This window comes from Rhodococcus sp. 14-1411-2a, from assembly GCF_002259485.1.
GTDB lineage: Bacteria > Actinomycetota > Actinomycetes > Mycobacteriales > Mycobacteriaceae > Rhodococcoides.
Window position 1 is genome coordinate 29,648 of record NZ_NPGA01000020.1, and the last position, 21,632, is coordinate 51,279.

At 65.3% G+C, this 21,632-nt stretch carries 10 protein-coding genes; 1 reads left to right on the forward strand and 9 read right to left on the reverse strand.

The window, feature by feature from the left end:
- Positions 1-42: 42 nt before the first annotated feature.
- The 5 genes from CH291_RS21320 to CH291_RS21340 are packed head-to-tail and all read right to left on the reverse strand — an operon-like array spanning position 43 to position 17,683.
- Positions 43-6,447, reverse strand: a complete 6,405-nt coding sequence (locus tag CH291_RS21320) for a non-ribosomal peptide synthetase (protein WP_094688585.1) — start codon at positions 6,445-6,447, stop codon at positions 43-45.
- Complete coding sequence (locus CH291_RS21325) at positions 6,444-13,247, reverse strand: non-ribosomal peptide synthetase (protein ID WP_179276628.1); 6,804 nt, start codon at positions 13,245-13,247, stop codon at positions 6,444-6,446. The genes CH291_RS21320 and CH291_RS21325 overlap by 4 nt, the downstream gene beginning before the upstream one ends.
- 25 nt (positions 13,248-13,272) lie before the next feature.
- Positions 13,273-15,033 (reverse strand): ABC transporter ATP-binding protein, encoded by a 1,761-nt coding sequence (locus CH291_RS21330; RefSeq protein WP_094668751.1) that lies wholly within the window; start codon positions 15,031-15,033, stop codon positions 13,273-13,275.
- On the reverse strand, positions 15,030-16,742 hold the full coding sequence (locus CH291_RS21335) for an ABC transporter ATP-binding protein (protein ID WP_176460524.1): 1,713 nt from the start codon (positions 16,740-16,742) through the stop codon (positions 15,030-15,032). Before CH291_RS21335 ends, CH291_RS21330 begins: the two co-directional genes overlap by 4 nt.
- On the reverse strand, positions 16,739-17,683 hold the full coding sequence (locus CH291_RS21340; RefSeq protein ID WP_068047345.1) for a methionyl-tRNA formyltransferase: 945 nt from the start codon (positions 17,681-17,683) through the stop codon (positions 16,739-16,741). The genes CH291_RS21335 and CH291_RS21340 overlap by 4 nt, the downstream gene beginning before the upstream one ends.
- 274 nt (positions 17,684-17,957) lie before the next feature.
- Here CH291_RS21340 and CH291_RS21345 point away from each other — a divergent pair, with 274 nt between their 5' ends.
- Entirely contained in the window at positions 17,958-18,422 is a 465-nt protein-coding gene (locus CH291_RS21345) for an SRPBCC family protein (RefSeq protein WP_068047344.1), read from the forward strand.
- Between the two features lie 294 nt (positions 18,423-18,716).
- Here the strand turns inward: CH291_RS21345 and CH291_RS21350 are convergent, their stop codons facing one another.
- The 4 genes from CH291_RS21350 to CH291_RS21365 all read right to left on the reverse strand — a co-directional run bounded on the left by CH291_RS21350 (position 18,717) and on the right by CH291_RS21365 (position 21,565).
- Positions 18,717-19,535 carry an Fpg/Nei family DNA glycosylase gene (locus CH291_RS21350; protein WP_094688587.1) on the reverse strand — a complete coding sequence of 273 codons (819 nt, stop codon included), beginning with the start codon at positions 19,533-19,535 and terminating at the stop codon, positions 18,717-18,719.
- 50 nt (positions 19,536-19,585) lie between these two features.
- Entirely contained in the window at positions 19,586-20,029 is a 444-nt protein-coding gene (locus CH291_RS21355; RefSeq protein WP_068047341.1) for a carboxymuconolactone decarboxylase family protein, read from the reverse strand.
- 79 nt (positions 20,030-20,108) lie between these two features.
- Positions 20,109-20,336, reverse strand: coding sequence for a hypothetical protein (locus CH291_RS21360; protein ID WP_143536503.1), 228 nt, complete (start codon positions 20,334-20,336; stop codon positions 20,109-20,111).
- A gap of 401 nt (positions 20,337-20,737) precedes the next feature.
- On the reverse strand, positions 20,738-21,565 hold the full coding sequence (locus tag CH291_RS21365) for a helix-turn-helix domain-containing protein (RefSeq protein WP_094688588.1): 828 nt from the start codon (positions 21,563-21,565) through the stop codon (positions 20,738-20,740).
- Positions 21,566-21,632: the final 67 nt, after the last annotated feature.

The window sequence follows — 21,632 nt, forward strand, 5'->3', positions numbered from 1 at the left end:
ATCCGAGCGCCCCCACCTCGGCAACCCCGAGGTGGGGGTACGTCATTGGATGCGAGCCCAGATGTAGTCGGCCACTCGTTGCCCGAACACCGACCAGTTGTGCGCCTGACCGAGCTGTGCATGCGCGAGATCGACGGAGTGCACGTGCACGGTCCCGGTGATTCTGTCCTGCCACTGGCGGTCTCGGCGACGCTGCATTTCCAGGGGCGTTCCACGAGAAGCTCCGATCAGCAACGCGTCGCCCGCGTGGCGGCCGACCGTCGGTGGAATCGACAGAGCGAGGTGCCGACCGAGGGTGCGCACCAACCGGTCCTGTACCTCGGAAGCGAAGCTCGACAGCAGCGGATCCGTCTGCATGTGGCGCCGAAAATTGTTCTGCGCCTCCTCTATGCCGTTCTGCGACAGATCCTCACGTTCGGCCGTGTCTGCGGCGGCGACGTCTGCGTAGGAATCGAGCAATACCAGCGACGCCACTTCTTCGCCCCGCTCGTGCAGACGCGCCGCGATCGCGTGTGCGAGCTGCCCGCCGAAAGACCATCCGAGCAGGTGATACGGACCATGTGGTCGGACGGCTCGGATCCGCTCGACATGGTCGTCGACCAAGGCCTCGATCGACGCCAACTCGATCGCGTCGTCGCCGCTCTGCAGCGCCGGGTCCTGGATGGCGTACACCGATATCGAGGGATCGAGGAACCGCAAGGCTCCGATGTAGGACCAACTGAGACCGCCGGCAGGCTGCAGACAGAACACAGCGGGATCGCCGGCTCGACGCAACTCCACCAACGGTGCGAGCATGCCGTCTCCGCCACCGTCGATGACCGCACGTGCCAGACCCGCGACTGTCGGTTGCGCGTAGATGTCGCGCACACCGAGCTCGAGATCCACCGCGCGCAGACGAGACGCCAACCGGACAGCGGCCAGTGAATGCCCACCCAACGCGAAGAAGTCGTCGTCTCTGCCGATCTCGGTCACGCCCAACACGTCGTGGACCGCATCGGCGATCAGCGATTCGACATCGCCCCGCGGACGGTCCACCGGCTCGGCACTCTCCGACGGTGCAGGCAGCGCCGCGACGTCGAGCTTGCCGTTGACCGTCAGCGGCAGGCTGTCGACCACCTGCACCGATGCCGGGACCATGTAGCTCGGAATCAGTTCCCGTAGCCCGTCTTTGACCGATGACGCGGTGATGTCCGACGCTTCCGGGCCGTCGACGAGGACGTACGCGGCCAGTTCCGTACTGCCGGCCCGTTCGAACACGGTCACCGCGGCGCGCACGATGCCGGGGAGCCGCTGCAGCGCGTCCTGTATCTCCCCGGTCTCGACGCGGTGGCCCCTGATCTTCACCTGATTGTCGGCGCGGCCGTGATAGGAGATCAACCCGTCCGGGTCGCGTGATACCAGGTCACCGGTTCGATACATTCGAGAACCGTTGTCCGTGAACGGGTTTGCCACGAAACGTTCCGCAGTCAACCCAGGCCGTCCGTCGTATCCACGCGCGAGGCCCGCACCCGACAGGTAGAGCTCGCCGATGACGCCGGGTGCCGACAGCCGCAATGCGGTGTCGAGTACATGCGCGGTGGTGTTCAGAATGGGCCGACCCAGTGTCGGCGTCGATCGGTCCTGCACGTCGGCACCGAGCGCGTTGATCGTGTACTCGGTGGGCCCGTAGAGGTTGTACCCTCCCGTTCCTGGTGCGTCTCGCAGGTCGGACCACAGACGGTCTCCCACCGCTTCGCCGCCGAGCGAGACGAACACCAGACCCGCGGAGTCGTCGTCCTGCAGGGACGTGTTCAGGCACCGCGGGCGGGCCAGCAGACCGGCGTCGACGAGATGTTCACCGTAGGTCGGTGTGACGTCGAAGGCATCGATTCTCTCCGCATCGAAGTAGTCGAGGAGAATCGCCGGATCGCGTCGCGTCTGCTCGTCGATCACGTGCACCGTGTGGCCCTCCAACAGCCAGAACAACTGCTCCCACGATGCGTCGAACGAGAACGACGTGGTGTGCGCGATCGCCAACTGTCTGTGCCCGGCCCGAGCGACGACGGGCTCGAAAATTTCCCTGCGGTGGTTGACGAACATGTTCGTCAACCCGCTGTACGGGACTGCAACCCCTTTGGGGCGCCCGGTCGATCCCGACGTGTAGATGATGTAGGCAAGCTGGTCGAGTCGCCGAGCGACATCGCCGGGTGCCGGCAGTCCGTTTCCGACACCGTCGATGTCGAGTTCGATGACGACAGCGGGCTGTTCGGTCGTGATGCTCTGGAGCTGTTCTGCCAGCGTGCTCGTCGTCAGAACGACGTGCGGGCGCGATTCGCGCACGATGTACTCGATGCGGTCGGCGGGCATCTCGGTATCGACCGGAACGTAGGCAGCTCCTGCAGCGAAGACACCGAACAGCGCCTCGACCATGAGCTCGGTGCGGGGGAGGAAGAGCATGACCCGCGATTCCCCGACGACACCGTTCGATCGCAGCAGCGCACCGAGATTCAGCGCGCGTGAATGCAGATCGGCAAAGCTCCACCGAACATCCCCGGCCACCAGTGCCAGGTCGTTCGGTCGGTCTGCAGCGCGTGCAGCGAACAGATCCCACACCGTGTGCTCGGGTACAGCCGACTCGAGTGCGCCCGAGTGTTGCCGCGTCCACGCGAGCTCACGCGGAGTGAGCAGAGCGATGCTCGCCGCCGCCTCGTCCGGTGCCGCAGTCAGCGCGGCCAACGCCGCCCGATAGGTGTCGACAATCGCTTCTGCCCGGGCATCGTCGAGAGCGTCCCGTCGATGCATCATTCGCACCCGGGCACCGGACTCCACCGGCGCGACCACCACCGTCAGTGCGTAATGCGTTGCATCACTGAGTTTCTGGTCGATCACCCGAAGTGCGCCATCGGGACCCAGACGCTCGTCGGGCGGAACGACCGGGATGTTCTGGAAGACGAACAGCGTATCGAACAACCCACGGTGTCCGGCGCACTCCTCCAGGTCGGACAGCGCGAGATACGGATGGGTCAGCAGGGGGCGTCGCTCGTCCTGAATACGGGCCAGATGGTCACGAACGGCGAGAGCGGGATCGATGCGCACTCGTAGCGGGACCGTGTTGAACAGCAACCCCAGAAGCTCGTCGATACCGGGGATCTCGGCGGGCCGGCCGGACACCACGGTGCCGAACACCACATCGTCCTGGCCGGTGAACTTCTGCAGAGTCAGCGCCCACGCAAGTTCGTACACGATGCTCGTCGTGACGCCGGTCTGCGCAGCGAGTTCTTTCACGTCTCGGGTGAGTGAGCGATCGAGATGGAAGACCGTCTCCGCCGAACCGGCCGGATCGACCGACGCCGCGGTGCGCCGGGGAGCGAGCAGAGTCGGCCCCGGCGTGCCTGCGAGCTGGCGTCGCCACATCTGTAGGCCCGCATCACGATCACGAGTTCTCAGCCACATCACGTAGTCGTCGTACGACGCACGGTGACTCGATTCGGTGCGGCCGGGCCGGGTGTATTCGTCGAGAACGGCCCGTAGGAATCTCCAGATGGACCACCCGTCGAGAACGAGATGTTCGATGGTGAACACCAGTGCACTCCGGCCCTCGGGGAGCAGCGCCACGCCCAGTCGGACGAGCGGCGGCTGAACAGGATCGAACCCCTGTGCAGCCTCGCGCCTTCCGAAGCGTGACAGCTCCACCTGAGCCGCATCGGCGTCGAGATGTCGCAGATCCGTCGTCGCCCAGGGCATCCGAACCGTCCGCGGCACTGCGGCAACGGTGCGCTCACCGAGCTGGACGTATCCAGCACCGACCTGCGGGTGCGCGGCGAGCACGGCGTCCGCGCCACGTCGCAACAGATCCGTGTCGAGTGAGCCGGAGAGTCGCATCACCGTCTGCGACAGGTAGATCCCCTCGCCCTGTCCGCCCAGCTGCTGATGGAAGAGAAGCCCGTCCTGCAACGACGTCGTCGGGTAGATCGCTCGCAGTGGGCCGAGAATCGACTCCACTGATCGACGCTCCCGCGGGTCGAGTCCGGCCATGTCGGTACTGCGATCGATGCCGTCCGCGAACGCGCTGTCCACCACTGGATTGACTCCGGAACCCACTGCGTTCACCCTGGTCGCGACAGCCGTCGCCAGGCGTGCGGCGACGTGGGCGACGTCGGTGTCGGCGAGGGCGGACACCGAACACGCGCACGACCACGATCCGGTCTCGGTTCGGAGGAACCTGACGTCGATCTCGGGCGCGGAGGCGCTCTGTACGAGGTGCTGCCCTTCGGCACTCGAAATGTGGATGCGGACCTGCAGATCGGCAGGCGGTAGGTCGTCGAACACGCCAGGGGTGTGTTCGCTGAGGTGCGCGGCCACCCCGAAGGATGCGGCGTGCTCGGGGTCGGCCTCTCCGCCGAACAGGGTGCCCGCGTCGATCACGACGGGTAGCCCGCGGCGCAGGCAACCCACTGTTCGGGAACCGTGTTCGACGTTTCGGTCTCGGTCGGATTCGTCGACCCACACCACCATCGACTCGTGTCCGGCGACCTCCGTCATCACCTCGCGCACCGACTCGAGGACAGCCGTCCTAGTCTCGACGATGCCGGGAAGTCCGGTCGTGGTCAGTGGTGCAGAACTCTCGGCACCACTACTCGCGGGTGCTGTCGGGACGGAGAAGAGGGGCGACGCTGTTTCTCGCCGGTCGATCACGTCCACGGCCGCATCCACGACATCGAGCCATGTCTCGGCGTGGTCGACGATCGAAAGGTCCTCTGCCAGTTCCTGATCGTTGCGTGTCCATCGTGCCGAGGAGCCGACCGCCACGTCGACCACCGATCGATCACTCGTCAACGCATCGAGAACGGACGGCCACGACTCCTCGTCGACCGCCGCGTGCGTCATCTCCACTCGCAGTACACCTTCGCCCGTCCAACCGGCTCGAAGACCCCCGTTCGCGACAGCCCCGAATTCCGTTTCTGCACTGTGGATCCGAGACCGCTCGAGAATCTCCGTTGCCGTCAGAGAGGTACGCACCGGCATGTCACCGTCGGTGTCGAGTCCGGTGGAGAGCATGTCGTGCCGAAGGTGGAGGCCGATGAGCGTTGCCTGGGCACGGCGGATCTGCCGCTCGGACAGGGTGAGTGTGCGTGACCACCGGCCGGGGCGCGGCCGAGCGAGTATCGGGGTCCGTTGCGGGGCCGAGTCGTTCGGACTGGTGGCCAGTTCGGAGATCCGCCGGTTCGGATCTGCGACGGCCTGAGCTGCGATCAGTGTCATGTCGTCCAGAATCGATCGAATAGTTCTGTCCTCGAACAGTTCCCGGCGGTAGAGGATGTCGAGTCCGAGTCGACCCGATTCACCTCGTGGACCGATGGCGACAATCAGATCGAACTTTGCCGACGCGTCGTCCGGTGGGCGGAGGACTCCGTCTACGGGCCCCAGCGACACCGGTTTCGGCCGCGTGTCCACCTCGGCGATCATCACCTGGAACAGTGGATGCACTCCCGGCGTCCTCGCGGGCCGGAGCCACTCGACGACCTCGTGGAACGGGGTGGCGCGACGGTCGACACAGTCGAGCGTCGAACTCCTGGTCCGCGCGGTCAATTCGGTCACGGTGGGGTCGCCGGTGAGGTCGGTGGGCAGCACGATGGTGTTGACGTAGAGCCCCACCGCATCGGTCAGCGCGTCGGATGGCCGAGTATCGACGGCCGTGCCCATCGGGATCAGGTCGCCGCCGCCGTGGGCACGCAGTGCGAGAGCTGTGACGATCTGGAGAAAGACCAGTCGGCTGATGCGGTTCGTCGTGCAGAACTGCTCGATGTCGGCGGCGAGGAACGTGGGCAGCGCCGTTTCGATCATCCGCCCCGCGGTGGACGGCACCTCGCTACGGGAGTGATCGAGCGGGAGATCAACGGGATCGACGTACGGTGCAAGAGTGGACGTCCAGAACGGTCGATCTGCCGTGACGTCGATGGAGCCTTCGTCCTCCGCATACTGCGCGTAGTCCACCGCCGACTCCGGCCAGATCGGTTCCTCGCCTCGCGCACGCGCGTCGTACGCGATCCGGATGTCTTCCAACAGGATCGGCACCGAACCGCCGTCGGCGGCGATGTGGTGCACCGTCAGGACCAATCGAGACCGGTCGTAGAGATCTGCGGCGAAGGGGATCTCGGCACCGAGGTCGAATGTGCGGGGGCTGTACGGCTCACCTCGACGGTCCGCTACCTTCACTGCGGCAGTGGGTTTCAGGTGGCGCAGCACCCTGCCGTCGTCGTTCGAGTACACACTGCGCAGCGACGCATGGCGTGTTGTCACATCGGCCAGAGCGTCGGCCAGGACGTCCAGATCCGGATCCGACGTCAGATCGAGGTGAACCGGCATGGTGTACGCATGGCGGTCCGTTTCCATCTGATCGAGGAACAGCATTCGCTGCTGTGCACTCGACGCCGGCCCGGTACGTGCGGACGCGTGGGTGTTCGTCATCGGTGGACTCCTGATGCGAGGGTGCCGAGAAAGTGTTCCGCCACTGTCGACGCGGTGAGAGTGTCCGAGAGCGCGAGGTGATGCACGGACAGCAAGGCGGACCACCCGTCGCTCTCGTGTTTTTCGACGTGGATGTGGAGCAACGGGCCGGTGTCGACATCGATCCCGTTCACGACGCTCGCCGTGTCCTCTTCACCTGCGATGTGCACGACGGTCTCGAGGTTCACCGAGTCGGGATGTACCTCGAAGGCCTTCCACAACCTGCGCCGGGAGCGGTCGATGCGGGTGCGCAGTGCCGGGAACGTCTCCATCAGCGCTGTTGTCGCCCGGCGCACCTCCCTGTCGAGCTCGACCGCGGTCAGCTCGGCGCGGACGTCGATCTCGACCCGAACCGTCTCGATACGATCGTCGATGTCCAGGCCGGATTTCACCGCGGTCCTGGCGAGATCGGGCAGTGGCACAGCGACATCGGCACGGGAAACATATTCGTGTGGAGCATCTTTCGTCGCGCCGTCGGGTACCGCGGCCTCGGCGAGTGCGGCGACTGTGCGGAGATCGAAGATCTGCATCTCGGTGATGCGCCAGCCGCGTCTGCGCGCGAGGGTGACCGTGCGAATTGCGCTGATGCTGTCGCCGCCGACCCGAAAGAAGTCGTCGTCGATTCCCATGTCGTGGGCCTCGAGTCCCAGGGCTTCGGCGATGGAGGCACGGATCGCGATCTCGCTGTCGGTTGTCGGTACTCGATCACTCGACGCCGAGACATGGAATTCGATGGGGGGAAGGCCGTTGCGGTCGAGCTTTCCGCTCGAGGTCAGCGGGATCTCGTCCAGGACTGCGATGCGAGCCGGAACCCACGACGCGGGGAGGATACGGGTGGCCGTGAGGCGAATATCGTTCTCGAGCAGAGTCGTTCCGGCATCTGCGACGACGTATCCGACGAGTCGCGGCCCGGCTGCCGTGATCTGTTGGGCCGCGGCGCTCGACCGGACGCCGGGATGGGCGCGAAGCGCGGCCTCCACCTCGGCCAATTCGATACGTTGGCCGGCCAGCTTGATCTGGCCGTCGGTGCGGCCGAGATACTCGATACTGCCGTCACGTCGTTGCCGCGCACGGTCGCCGGAGTGGTAGAGGCGGGCACCGGGGACGTCGGCCCGGGGGTCGGCCACGAACCTGCTCGCGGTCAGCGCGGCCTTGTCGTGGTACCCGCGGGCCAGTTGCGTTCCGCCGAGGTAGAGATCTCCCTCGGCACCGGGCAGCACCTCGGCGAGCGTGTGATCGAGTATGCGGCAGTGGGTGTTCCACACCGGCGTGCCGATCGCGACGGACAGCCCTGCGACCGGTCCGCGCGCCGAGACGTTCTCGGCGGTCACGTCGATTGCCGCTTCGGTGGGGCCGTACAGGTTCAGCAGGGTCGCCCGCGGGAAGACCGTGGCCACCGACTGCGCGTGCTGCGCGGTCAACGGCTCGCCGCTGCAGACGATCAGCCGCAGCGCACTGGCGTCGAGGACAGGGTTCGCAGGTTCGGACGTCACAGTGGTGAGGAATTCGCCGAGCATCGAGGGAACGAAGTGGACGATGCTCACTCCTTGCGTCGTGATGAGGTCCGCCAGCCGCCGTGGATCTCGGTGGCCGCCGTCTTCCACCACGACGACCGACGTTCCAGTGACGAACGGCAGAAAGATCTCCCAGCCCGAGACGTCGAACGACGCGGGGGTCTTCTGCAGGAACACGTCCGTATCGGTGATCTCGTGATGTTCTGCGGCCCAGAGGACACGGTTCACGATGGCCGAATGGGACACCGCGACGCCCTTCGGTCGTCCGGTCGAACCCGAGGTGTAGAGAACGTACGCCGGATGATCACCGCGTAGCGGGCGTCGGCGTTCGTTGTCGACGACCGGATGTGTAGGAAGTGCGGCCAGCCGAGTGGCCACCGCTGGGTCGGCGAGATCGATCAGGGGCACATCCGAATCGGAAAAACGTGCCGCGATATCGGCGGTGGTGACGATCGTGGCGGCACCGGAGTCTTCGAGCAGGTAGCGAAGCCGTGCTTGGGGCAGTGCTGGATCGAGTGGCACGTAGGCGGCTCCCGAGAAGGTCACGGCGAGGATCGTGACGATCAGCTCGGGTGACCGATCGAGTGCGACCGCCACGACGTCCTCGGGTCCATGACCGGAGTCGATGATCAACCGTGCCAAGGCGGACGCCTCGCCGAGAACGGATTTCAGGTCTCGGCGACGATTTTCGAATATCAGCGCCGCGCCGTCCACCGGGGATGCGCGAGTGATGATTCGGTCGAGCGTCAGGCCGGGTTCGATGTCTCGTCGAGCGCCGGAGAGTCGCGACAGCGTGGCGCGGTCCTGAGCGTCGAGCAGATCCACCGCGTCGACCTGCAGGTCCAGCGACGCAGGCATACGCTGCAACACCGTTTCGAGTCGCCGCAGCAGTGCGTCGGCGGCGTCGGTGTCGACGACGTCGGTTGCGTACTCGACAGCAAGACCGACGGCCGAATCGTTCTCGTACAGAGTGACACTCACGTCGTACTTGGCCGTACCGGTGTCGACGGGCAGCCGTTCGGTGACCAGATCGCCGAGAGCGAGAGTGCCCCCGCCGTCCCGGTGTGGTTGGTGGACCACCATCACGCGCACCGGAGGCTGCTCGCGCAGCGCCGGCACCGCAGCCACGACCTCCTCGTACGGCGCCCTGGAATGCGCGAGCGCGTGCAGCGTCTGGTCCCGGGTACGCGCGAACACTTCTCGTACCGTGGGGTTTCCGCGTAGATCTGCTCGCAGCAGCACGGTGTTCAGGTGGAAACCCACTTCGTCGCTCGCGTCGTCGTGGCCTGTTTCCGGGGACCTGATCGACATCGGCGACGCCGTGAGGAACTGCTCACCCGATCCGCACGCGCGCAGTGCGATCGCCGTCGCAACCTGAGTGGCCATGTACATGCTCGCCCCGCACTCGCGCGCCGTGGACCGCACAGCCGCTGCGACGTCGTCGGCAACGACGCGTCTGATCGTCCGCCCGGTCCGTGCACCGGTATGGCGGGCAGCGCGCCAGCCCGGTACGTCCAGGACCGGCGGTATTGGAGTCAGATGTGCTCGCCACGAGGCGATCTCGGACTCGTGATCCTCCTCGAACACCGCCGTCGGGGGCGGTGCTGTGCCCAGGTCCAGCGGTGTCCGGCCGGCACCGCGCGCAGCGTAAGCGCGCGAGAGGGTGCGCAGTAACGCCGGCTCCGACCATTCGTCCGTCGCGATGTGATGCACGGCGAGAACGAGTGTCGCGCAGTCCTGCTCGTCGTCGTGAACGAACACGCCGGCGCGCAGCGCAATCGACTCCGAGGGATCGAATCGTTCCTGCAGGAACTGCTCGATCGCCTGCGCCACCTTCGTAGACTGCAAGGCGTGACGTCGCAGGGCAGGGGCCGAACGTTCGTCACTCGGGTCGAGGATCTCGACCGTCAGTGCTCCGTCGTTCTCGACGTACAACGACCGCAGAGATCGATGACGTGCGGTGGCGTCGGTGAGTGCCTGTTCGAGAGCGGAGAGGTCGAGGGGACCGGCGACCCTGAACACCAGCGGTACCGTGTAGGTTCCGCCGTGTCCGCTGAGTCTGTCCGCCAACCACATTCGTCGCTCTCCGGCGTTCATCGGCCGGGTGCGCGTGTCGATGTTGACCGTCTCGTCGATATTCGTTTCACTGTCGGCGCACGGCGGCTGTTCCGCTGCGTCGATGTAGTCAGACAGAGTCGCGACCGTCGGGTGATCGAACACCGCTCGCACCGATATCCGTAGGTTCAGATCCCGATTGACCCGGGTCACCAGACGCATCGCGGCCAGCGAATCTCCGCCGAGGGCGAAGAAGTCGCTGTCGGGTCCGATGGAATCCAAGAGCGCCTGCGAGCCGGCTTCGCGACCGAGCAAGGCCGCGATGTGTTCGGCCAATCGCCGTTGACCGTCGGTCAGCGGGCCCGCCGGCGCACCTCCGACATCCGGGACCGGCAGGGCGCGGCGGTCGACCTTGCCGTTGACGGTCGTGGGAAACGCCTCGAGCACCATCAGATGTGCGGGAATCATGTGCTGGGGCAGCAGCGTCGTCAGATGCGCGAGAACACTGCGAGAAAGGTTGTCCGAGTTCGGGTTCGCGTCGTCCGTGGGGATCACATAGCCGCACAGAACGGGTGTTGCCGTTGCGTGCACGAGCACGACGGCAGCGCGAACCTGGGGATGAGTGGCTGCGGCGGCTTCGATCTCTTCGAGTTCGACCCGCATGCCGCGGATCTTGACCTGGTTGTCCGCTCGGCCGAGGAAGTCGAGTGTTCCGCCTTCCGTCCAGCGAGCGCGGTCACCCGTTCGATAGGCGCGGTCGCCGATCTCGCGGGCAAAGGGGTCTGCGACGAATCTCGCGGCAGTCATGTCCGACGCGCCGACGTAGCCGCGTCCGAGCAGGTCACCCGCCGCGTAGAGCTCGCCGCCCATGCCCACGGGGAGTGGTCGCAGGCGGTCGTCGAGCACATACAACCGGCAACCCGGATTCGGTTGTCCGATCGAGGTGGAGATTCGGTCCGATCCGGTCCCGTCGTACACCACGTGGGAGACCCCGATCGTCGCCTCGGCCGGCCCGTACCCGTGGTACAGGGTCCCGGTCATGCGAGACCGGAACCGCGAGAACAACTCCGGAGTGAGAACTTCGCCGCCGCACCAGACGTGACGAACCCCTGCCATCGCGTCGGTCCCAGCGCTGGTCTCGAGGAGCACGTCGAGCATGGAGGCGACGAGATACACGAAGGTCACTCGCTCACGGGATATCAACTCCAGCAATCGCTGCGGGTCCCGATCCTCTCCCGGTCCCGCTACGACGACGGTTCCTCCCGAGCACAGCGGGAGCAGTAGCTCGTTGATCGAAATATCGAATGCGAGTGGAGCTTTGAAGAGGCTGGCATCACCCGGGCCCACCTTCAGGATGTGCTCGATCTGCCACTTCATCCGGCTGGCGATGGCCTCGTGCCGGATCATGGCACCTTTCGGCCGACCCGTCGAGCCCGAGGTGAAGATGACGTATGCCAGGCCGGCTGCGTGACGGACCACTCCCGACGGCGGGGTGACCGGTCGGCTCTCGTGCTCCCATCGGTCGAGGGCCACCGCTATCGACAGCACCTCCGTGTCCTCGTTCGACTCCGAGCTTCCTGGGCCGCGCAATGCCACGCCGATGTTCGCGTCACGGACCACCGCAGCCCTGCGGGCCTGGGGCCATTGCGGGTCGAACGGGACGAACGCTGCTCCTGCCGCGAGAACGGCCATGACGGAGACGACCATCTCGGCGGACCGAGTCATGTCGATGGCCACACGTGCTTCCGGTCCGACTCCCGCCGCCACCAACGAGTGCGCGAGTTGGCTCGAGCGGTGGCTCAACTCGGCGTAGGTCAGACGGGTTGGGCCGGCAACGACGGCGGTCGCGTCACCTGTCCGCGCCGCCCACTCCTCGAACATCTGCACGACGTCCTGCTCGGCGAGGCAGTGACCGGTCTCGTTGACGTCGGTGACGAGCGTCTGCAGCTGCTGCGAGGATGCGAGGGGCAACGAGTCGATCGGAGCATCGGGTGCGGTGGTCGCGGCATCGATAAAGACCGCCAGCGCGTGCGCATGGGCTCGGATCTCCGTCTCTGCGCCGGCACCTCGTAGTTCCATTGCCAGCCAGGAACTTCGAGGGTTCGCACGGTCGATGGTGCCCTCGACCACGAACTCGAGGTCCGTCACAGGGCCGAGCCAGTTCTGACGCAGTCGCGCGCGCTCGCCTCCGAACATCGAGTCACGTTCGGCCACCAGAACATTGATTCCCGGAGCGATCAGCGCAGAGTCTCCTCGCCGCAGCCGGAGCAGCTCGGTCACCACATCGGGTGCGACGGCGGTATGAGGTCGCATCCGCGTCAAGGTGGAATCGACGTCCGCCAGCACGTCGACGACGGTCCTGCCCTCGTGTTCGAGCACGAACGGCACGACGGTCGAGGTCATCGCGATCGGAGATTCCGCCGGGGCGTGGCCGGCGATTGCCAAGCGGATGGGTTGCCGCCCTGCGGGTCTCGTCGTTGCGGCGTATGCGCCGAGGAGACCGACGAGGGTGCGGCGCGGCGACGTGCGCGAGCGATCGGCCAACGCGAGCACGCGGTCGACGAAGTTCTCCGGTAGCTCGACCGCGATGTGCGACACCGTCAGTCCTGTGTGCTCGAGCAGACCCTGATCTTCGGGCAGGCTCGTGACCACCGCATCCCAGTAGTCGCGGTCGTCGTTCGGTGAGGCGGTGTCGGTGCGAGGACGCGTGGATCGGTCGCTCCGAACATCGTTGTAGACGTCGGCGACCCGTTCTGTGAGTGCGGTGACCGAAAGGCCGTCGATCACGATGTGGTGGTAAGCCTGGATCCACCACAGCCGCCCGTCTTCTGCGGCGGCGACGATGTGGTGATGCATCGGGCCGGTGTCCGACGACCCGATCCTGGACCGAGCCTCGGTGACGAGGGAATCGATGTGCGTGTCCGATCCGGACGTCGCACGTGTCTCGATGCGTCCGGGCACCGCGTCGACGATGTCGAGGTCACCGTCCGAGGACGGCGTGAATGCGCGATCGAGATGCGGCAACCCGGCGAGCGTGGCTGACACCGCACTGTGAAGACGCACGGGGTCGGTGGTCGTGGGGAGCTCGAGTCGCCACGCCAGCGAGTACGTGCCCTCGCCTGCGTCGATCTGCGCGGCGGTCCAGACGGCTCTCTGTGCGGGGGTGATTCGAGGTGCGTCGAGCATGGTCATCCGGGTCTCCTCGTCGTGGGTGCGTCTACTCGACATCTGTTCTGCCCGACCATGCCGACCAGAGACGCGCATATCGGCCGTCTGCTGTCACGAGATCGGCGTGGGTGCCGGATTCCACGACACGGCCGTGCTCGAGCACCACGACCGTGTCTGCTGCCACGGCCTGCGTCAGCCGGTGCGCCACGATCACCGTGGTCCGGCCCTCGGTCGCCGCCGATGCGGCTTCTTCGAGCAGGCGGGCTCCGCTACTGCCGGCCTCCGCGGTCGCTTCGTCGAGTATTGCGACCGGGGGATCGGACAGGATCAGTCTCGCCAGTGCGAGCTGCTGCCCTTGGGATGCACTGAGCGGATGCCCGTTCTCCCCGATGCGTGTGTCGAGGCCCTCCGGCAGAGCCCGGACCCAGTCGGCAGCTCGGACCCGATCGAGGGCGTCCCACAGAGCGGCGTCGTCGGCATCCGCGTCCGCGAGCCTCAGATCGTCGGCGAGAGGGCCGGCACTGACGTGGACGTCCTGCGAGAGGATCGAGATGTGCCGCCTGAGTCGGTCGGTACCGAGATCACGTAACGGGATGCCGCCCAACGTGACCGAGCCGCGGTCGGGCTCGAGGGACCCGGCTGCGAGAAGCGCGGCAGTCGTCTTTCCGGCACCGGTCGAGCCGACCACTGCCACCGTACTTCCGGCGGGAACGCTGAGCGAAATTCCGTGCAGAACGTCGCCCCCGGTGGAGTAGGCGTACGTGACGTCGGATAGTTCCAACGTCGCGTCGACAGGTTCGGCGTCGATCCCTGTCGTTCGAGTCGATGCCATGTCGACCACGCCGACGAGACGATCGAGGCTGGCACCGGCGGATTGGATATCGTCGAACAGGAACAGCACCGTACCGAGCGGGTTGAACAGTCGATGGAACATCAACGTTGCAGCGGTGACTGCGCCCAGAGTCACGAGATCGCCTCTGACCAATAAGAACCCAGTACTCAGGATGATGGTGAGACCCACCAGTTCCGCGCGGTTCTCCTTGCCGACGAAGCGAGTCAGCAGTGTGAACGTGGCGATGGAGAAGTCCCTGGCGCGTTCGGATTCCGTCTCCACGGACGCGACAGCAGTGTCTTCGCGGCGGTACGCGCGCACCGTGCGCGCGCCTTGGATGTTGCTGATCAGCGCCTGCGAACGATCGCCCATCGCGGCCCGTTCGGCAGCGTAGAGAGGGCCGCTGCGCGGCAGATACCACCGAAGAGCGGTGACGTACAACGGTAGTGCCAAACTGCCGGCCAGCCCGAGACGCCAGTCGATGCCGTACATCGTCACGACGGACACCCCGATCAACAACACCGCGTTCACCACGGCAGGGAGTACGCCGTTGACGGCGCGGGTCACCTGGGACACGTCATCGCTGATGCGCGAGAGCACATCTCCGCGTCCCGCCCGTTCCACCGTGCGGGTGGGGAGCGCGAGAACTCGGGTCACCACCTGCTCGCGCAGCTGTGCCACCACGCCTTCGCCCAGTTTCGCCACGAGGTAAGCCATCAGTCCGGCGAACACCCCGTTGACGCCTGCGGCGATCATGACCAGAACCACCACCATCACGATCCGGCCCGGCGGCCCGCCCGCGACGACCTCGTCGACGAGGCGACCGAGAATCAGGATCGGTGCCAGAGCCGAGACGGCGGAGACGATACCGACAAATGGAGTCAGGGCAACGAGCCCTGGCCTGGCCGCGAGTTGTCCGCGTAGCCACGACCACGATCGTCCGGCGGTTGCGACGGGCAGACGGGTGTCGTCGGTCATCGCAGCACCGCCTCCGCATAGCCCTCGGCCCGTTCGAGGAGAACTGAATGGGGTGCGTCCGCCGCGATTCGGCCGTCACGTATCACCACTACCCGGTGAGCCACGGACAGCAATGCAGGACTGCTGGTCACGATGATCGTCGTTTTCGGGGTCCGTACGTTCGGCCCGTGACGAAGAGTCGCGATACCCCGAGCGATGGTGTGTTCGGTGACCGAATCGACTGCGGTGGTCGGTTCGTGCAGCACCAGTACGGGAGGCTCGGCGAACAGGGCCCGTGCCAGCGCGATGCGCTGTCGTTGTCCCCCGGACAGATTGGCACCCCTCTCGGTCAGCCGCTGTTCGAGACCGTCGGTATGACTGTCGACGATCTGGTCTGCACCCGAGGCGCGAAGCGCTCCGTCGAGCTGTCGGTCGGTGTATCCGCGTCCGGCGGTGATGTTGTTCTTCACCGTGTCGGCGAACAGGTCGGAGACGTGTGGTTCGACCACGATTGCTGCTCGGACCTGCGCGAGTTCGATGTCGCGGGTGGGCGTGCCTGCGAGCAGAACATCGCCGCTGACGTCGGCAGCCGAAACCTGCCCGGACAGAACGGCCACGATCGACTCGGCGTCCTCGGACCCGTACGCCAGGATTCCGACTGTCTCCCCAGCCGCGATGTCGAGGTCGATCTTCTGCAATGACCGGTGCGTGACGCCGCGGAGTCCGAGATCGAGCCGCTTGCCGGTGATGTGCTGGTTGCCGTGGTGCAGAATTCGATCCGCTCCCAGTACCAGGGCGACGCGATCGGCCGACGCCCGCGCCCGGGCGATGATCGCCGGGGTGGAGGACAACACACCCAGTGGTTCGATGAGGAATTGCGCCAGACCGACGACGGCAATCAATTCTCCGACGGTGATGCGTCCGATGAGAGCGAAGTAGCCGGCTAGCCCCGCGACGGATGCAGCAACCACCGCGCTCACGCCGGTGGTGATCCCCGATTGCGTCGCCAGCGATCTCGCCGTGAGCAGTGCTGCACCGAGGGCTTTCGCGCTGGCTTGTCGATAGCGCGTCGCCGCTACGGTTTCCGCGCCGATACCTTCGATCGACCGATGCCCGCTGACGAGGTCGGTGGCCAGCGCAGTCGCCTCGGCGACCGTTCGCTGCTGCTCGGCTGCCCGCCTGGTCACCCGCGGTGCGACGAGCTGAAGCACGGCGACGAAGATCGGGGTGCCGATGAAGATGGCGAGTCCCAACGGCACGTCGATGACCATCAACGCAATGGCCGTGGCGACGACGGCGGTGGCAGCAGCCGCGATGCGCGGGAACAGATCCAGGAACCATGCCGACTGTTCGGCGTCGGTACTGGAAATGGTCAGTAGCTCACCACCCCGCAGGGTTGTGTCCAGGCCACGCGGATCGAGAATTCGACCGGTGACCTCCATTCGTATGCGGTGCGCCTCGTGCTGCAGAGCGACGTTGAGGAACCGCATACCGAACTGATAAGCCGTTGTCAGACAAAGAAACAACGCTGCAAGTCCGACGATCGAGAGGACGAACCAGGGGACGTCGCCCGAGGAAATCGCCGAGTCGATGATCCACCCCAACGCGATCGGAACTGCAGTCTCGGCAAGCTGGTGGATGCAGATGAGCAGTGTTCCGATGCTCACTCTGCGCTTGTTGCGCGTCAGTGTTCGACGGACGATTCGCCCGCCTGTCACCTCGTCCTTCATGCCGTGGGCGTGAGGTAGCCGCCGCCGGTCACGAAATAGTCGAGCGCATCGACATCGTCCCCACTTTCGGTGCGCACGCGATCTATGACGAGTCCGTGGTTGGTGCCGCGGTGGGCTTCGGGGCCGGACACGATCACCATTCCCGCGCCCTCCCTGATGAATATCCGACCGGGTGTTCCGCCGTAGATACCGTCCGAGACGTGAGCAGTGATGATTCGAAGCTTTCGGCCTTTGTGGAAGGTGTAGGCGTTGGGATAGGGATCGGACATCGCACGAACCAATCTGTCCAGGTCCTCGGCGGGCCAGGTCCAGTCGATGCAGCTGTCCGACTCGTGTCGTTTGTGGAAGAACGTTCGTTTCGTCAGATCCTGCGGAGTCCATGTGGCCGTGCCGTTCTCGATACTCTCGAGTGCGTCCAGCAGCACCTCGGGGATCAAGTCGATCGTCGCCTCGACGAGATCGGTGGAGGTGTCCCTCGGTCCGATCGGAACCGCTCGTTGGGTGATGACATCGCCGGTGTCGAGTTCGCCGTCCATTCGGTGCGCCGTCAGTCCGGTCTCGGCGGCACCACTGATCAGCGCCCAGATCACCGGAGAGAATCCGGTGAAGGCGGGAAGCAATGAGTCGTGCAGGTTGACCGTGCCGTGCGGAGGCATCGCGAAAATCTCGGGAGGCAACCAGGTCCGCCAGTTGTTCGCCACGATGATGTCCGGTGCCCACAGCTGCAGACGTTCCTCCAAGGCTTTGTCGGGGCGCTTCGCCAAGTACACCTCGATGCCGTGATTGCGTGCGAGATCTTCGACGGAATCGGACCAAATGCTCTCGTACGCTTGCTCGCTGACCGGATGCGTCACTACCGCGACGACGTCGTGGCGTGAATCCACGAGCGTCTGCAACGTCTTGTGACCCCAAGTCTGGAAACCGAACAGCACTACCCGCATTGGCTTATCTCCATGTTTCTGCTCCGACGAAGTGGCACAGTGCCTCGCCTTGTACGTGGCCACCGGGGATTCACGTCGTACGCAATCGATCACCCCGGGCCGATAGTTAGGCTAGCCTACCATCAACTGCAGAGTCAGGTGGGTGGGCGAAGTGGCCCCGAACTGCAGAGCCGTCGACGAAAAAGCCCAGCTGGGACGAGGTGTGACGACGGTTCGATCGAATCTTCCGGCGGTGCCGCGATTGAACGTGTCGAACTCTGGGCACAAAGGAAGAATGACCGACAACACGAAAGTCACAGTCGAACGAACCATAGAAGCTCCCGTCGACGCTGTTTTCGACGTGCTGACCAACCCCGAGCGGCATCAGGCGCTCGATGGATCAGGCTTCGTACGAAGCGTCGACCACGCCGACCGAATTCAGAAGGTCGGCGAGAAGTTCACGATGAACATGCAGGGCGATCACATGGGCGGCGAGTACCAGACCGACAATCATGTGACGGGCTACATCAAGGACAAGCTGGTCGCATGGACGACGGCACCCGCAGGCAACGAGCCTCCCGGCTGGGAGTGGCTGTGGGAGCTCGAGTCTCAGGGCCCGAACGAGACGCTGGTCCGTCATACCTACGACTGGTCCAAGGTCACGGACAAGAAGTTGCTCGAGCAGATCAAGTTCCCTCTGGTCACCGAGGATCAGCTGAACGACACACTGGGTCGCCTCGCGGTCGAAGCGACGTCCTGACCCAACGACTCTTCTGGGACGCACAGCCTCAGCTCAGCCGTACAACGCTGTGGCGTCGACACTCTCTATCGGCATCCAACGCCGCCGGGAGTCCGTCGACGTGAAGGTGGCCGTGCGGTCGACTCCACGGCGAAGCTCGCGGGAACCGGCGGCAGCTTGTTCGCTACGAGTTCGGTGCGCGCCTCGTCGGGAGGTCGGCGTCCGGTGAGTCTCCGCTGAATGCGATCTCGTGTGACAATTTCGAAAAATGCTGTCTTACAGCATTATCGAGCTCGTCCCGCGCGATGGATCGGATCAGGATTGTTCACGAGAACACCACCAGGTTGTGCGGCCGCCCACCGTTCCGCGTGCCATCGGGGCACCACATCGCGGGCACGCCGCATCCGTCTTTCGGAACGGAATGATCTCCCCGGTGTGCACTCCACCTTTCGTCGTGGCCGATCGAACAGCGCGACGCAGAACAACGCGAAGCTCGTCGAGCTCCTCCGTCGTGAGCGTGTTGGCCCGCCTGGACGGGGATTGCTCGCTCTGCCACAGCACCTCGTCGGCCAGTAGATTGCCGACCCCCGCTATCGCCGCTTGATCGAGCAGGCGTGCCTTGAGAGGTGCACCGCTGGAACCGATTCGGTGGCGAAAATCATCGCGCGTGATCTCCGCGGCATCCGGACCGAGAGCGTCGATGTCGGGTTCGAGTCGAACCCGACCGAGTCGGCGCTTGTCGAAGAGTCGGAGCTGTCCACCGTCGTCGAACGTCATGGAGAACCGAGTCCACTCCGGCTTGTCGGTCGGGCGCTCGCCGACATGGGGATCGCCGCCTCCGTACTGCGACGTCCGCTCGCCGTCGGGAGCGGTGACGATGACGCGCCCACCCATGCCCAGGTGTATGCCGAGGGTCGGCCCGCTCGAGCCGTCGGCCGTGACGGTCTCGCACCACATCGCCTTACCGCGTCGACGAGCCTCGGTGAGTTTCCCGCCGATCAGTGCGCCGGCAATGTCGCCCGGCATATGAGGTCGGCACTCGAAAGTGTCGGTGTCATCGATGTCGACGATGACGCGACCGAGAGCTTTCTCGACGACCTGTCGGGCGTTTTCGACTTCGGGTAGTTCCGGCATGCATCCGGTGTACCCACTTCGTCGACACTATGCGCGGGTTCCGCCGTCGGTCATTCGGCTCGTTCGTCGTCCTTCGCGGGCACCAGCGGACCCAGTTCGGCATCGAGCACCTTCTGCACGACGCGCATCGCAGCCAGCGCAGCAGGCGCACCGCAGTACCCCGCCGTGTGGACGACAGTTTCGGTGATTTCAGTTCGGGTGAGGCCGTTGCGGAGAGCTCCGCGTACGTGTCCTGCGAGTTCCTCGTGGGCGCGTAGCGCGATGAGGATGCCGAGGTTGAGCAGGCTCCGACTGCGGTTGTCGAGGCCGGGCCGCGTCCACACGCCGCCCCACACGGTGTCGGTGACGAAGTCCTGCAGGGCAGCGGAGTCGGTGTCGGCGGCACTGGCAAACGCCTTCTCGACGTACTCGTGGCCCATCACGTTTCGACGGACCTCGAGCCCGTCCTCGAAGCGCGGACCCCTGTTCCGACTCGTGGCCTCGTCGTCGATCATGGTGGTTTCTCTCCTTCGTCTGCGTGTCGACAGATCATGGCCGGGGTTCCAGCGGAACCCTAGGCCGAAGCGAAGTCGGTCACGGCTCGCTCTGTTCGGTGTGCGTGCGTGGATCACCGTGATCAGGGGGAGTGATGCCACGCTCGCGCGGCGAGCCCATGAAGGCCGATCCTCCGACAGCGCTTTCGATTCCGTGAAAACTGCCGCGCCGCATGCGCGAGCGAAGTAAGCGTGCGATCGATACGAAGGCACCCAGAACGACTGCGAAGCCTGCGACCACGGCAAAGACTGCCAACGATGTGTCCATGATGTCTCCGATCCTCATCCTCGAATCCCGACCGGCCTCTGTCGATTATGAGACCCGGGACCTGCTCGGGTGGTGGAACCGGGACGTAGGTGTGTTTCGCTCCGCTCAGCGCAGAGACACTGTCCCTCCGTCACGGTCGTCGCGAGCAGGTTGTGTGTCGTCGGAGACTTGTTCTGTACGAGTTGCTTCGAGGAACAGCTGAAGAAAGGAAGAATGCTCGCCCCGTTCCTGCGAGGGCCTTCCCACTCGGGGGCCTTCCGATGCCTTCGACATATCGATTCGCGTTCCTCCCGTGTCTGCGATCAACAATCTCAGATTCTGAATAGTCAAGCAACTGAGATAGTAGATACAAAGCGCGGTACTGAGTGAACGATCGGCGACATGCGGCGACCGAGCGACTCCTAACGGTGTGCGTGGGCGGCGAGGGTGCCCAAGAGCTGCAACGCATCGGCCGAGGGGGTGTTCGGTTCGGCGTGATAGGCAACCAGGGTCTGGCCATCGGTACCCGCAACGGTCAGTTTCTCGTGCCGAAGGTCGAGGGGGCCGACCTCGGGGTGATCGAGAAGGCTGGTGCCGCCCGTTCTCAGGTGTACGTCGTGGCGCGCCCACAGCTGCCTGAACACCGCGCTCGCGATCGACAGTTCGCCGACCAGGGCGGTGAGAACCTCGTCGTCGAGATGCGTCGCCGAGACAGCCCGAATTCCAGCCACGGCGTCGGTGGTGACGCGGCTCCAGTCGCGGTGCAACTCTCGCTCGTCGGCATCGAGAAATACCGCACGGAGCAGGTTGACCCCGGGGGAGTTGTTGGGAGACAACGCCGTTGCCATTCGATTCGCGGCCAGCACCGTGAAGCGGCGATCGTGAATCAACGCCGGCATCGGCAACGCGTCGAGAAAGCGAAGAGTTCCGGCCGACACTCGCTCCGTCCTCCTCGCTGGACGGCGGGCCGAAGTAGGGGGAGTGGCCAGAGCGTGCAGGTACGCAGTGCTGTCGGCGTCGAGACGCAACACCGCGGCCAGGGCGTCGAGCACCTGCGTCGACGGAGTCTGGTTGCGGCCCTGCTCGAGCCGAACGTAGTAATCGGTGCTGATTCCCGCAAGCATTGCGACCTCCTCGCGGCGCAGACCGCGAACGCGACGCCGCCCACCACCGATGAGGCCCACATCCTCGGGGTCGAGCTGCTCGCGGCGCGCTCGAAGGTACCCACCGAGCGCCTCGTGGTTGTCCATCGCTCCACCGTAGATCCGGAACCCGGGTGATGAGTAGCCCGCACGAACCCAGGATGCCGCGGGCTCG

Excerpts from the sequence above, each read along its gene's own strand:
- CH291_RS21320 (WP_094688585.1), bottom strand. The coding sequence starts at position 6,447 with ATGACGAACACCCACGCGTCCGCACGTACCGGGCCGGCGTCGAGTGCA.
- CH291_RS21335 (WP_176460524.1), bottom strand. The coding sequence starts at position 16,742 with ATGAAGGACGAGGTGACAGGCGGGCGAATCGTCCGTCGAACACTGACG.
- CH291_RS21355 (WP_068047341.1), bottom strand. The coding sequence starts at position 20,029 with ATGATCGACGACGAGGCCACGAGTCGGAACAGGGGTCCGCGCTTCGAG.
- CH291_RS21340 (WP_068047345.1), bottom strand. The coding sequence starts at position 17,683 with ATGCGGGTAGTGCTGTTCGGTTTCCAGACTTGGGGTCACAAGACGTTG.
- CH291_RS21350 (WP_094688587.1), bottom strand. The coding sequence starts at position 19,535 with ATGCCGGAACTACCCGAAGTCGAAAACGCCCGACAGGTCGTCGAGAAA.
- CH291_RS21345 (WP_068047344.1), top strand. The coding sequence starts at position 17,958 with ATGACCGACAACACGAAAGTCACAGTCGAACGAACCATAGAAGCTCCC.
- CH291_RS21325 (WP_179276628.1), bottom strand. The coding sequence starts at position 13,247 with ATGACCATGCTCGACGCACCTCGAATCACCCCCGCACAGAGAGCCGTC.
- CH291_RS21365 (WP_094688588.1), bottom strand. The coding sequence starts at position 21,565 with ATGGACAACCACGAGGCGCTCGGTGGGTACCTTCGAGCGCGCCGCGAG.
- CH291_RS21330 (WP_094668751.1), bottom strand. The coding sequence starts at position 15,033 with ATGACCGACGACACCCGTCTGCCCGTCGCAACCGCCGGACGATCGTGG.
- CH291_RS21360 (WP_143536503.1), bottom strand. The coding sequence starts at position 20,336 with ATGGACACATCGTTGGCAGTCTTTGCCGTGGTCGCAGGCTTCGCAGTC.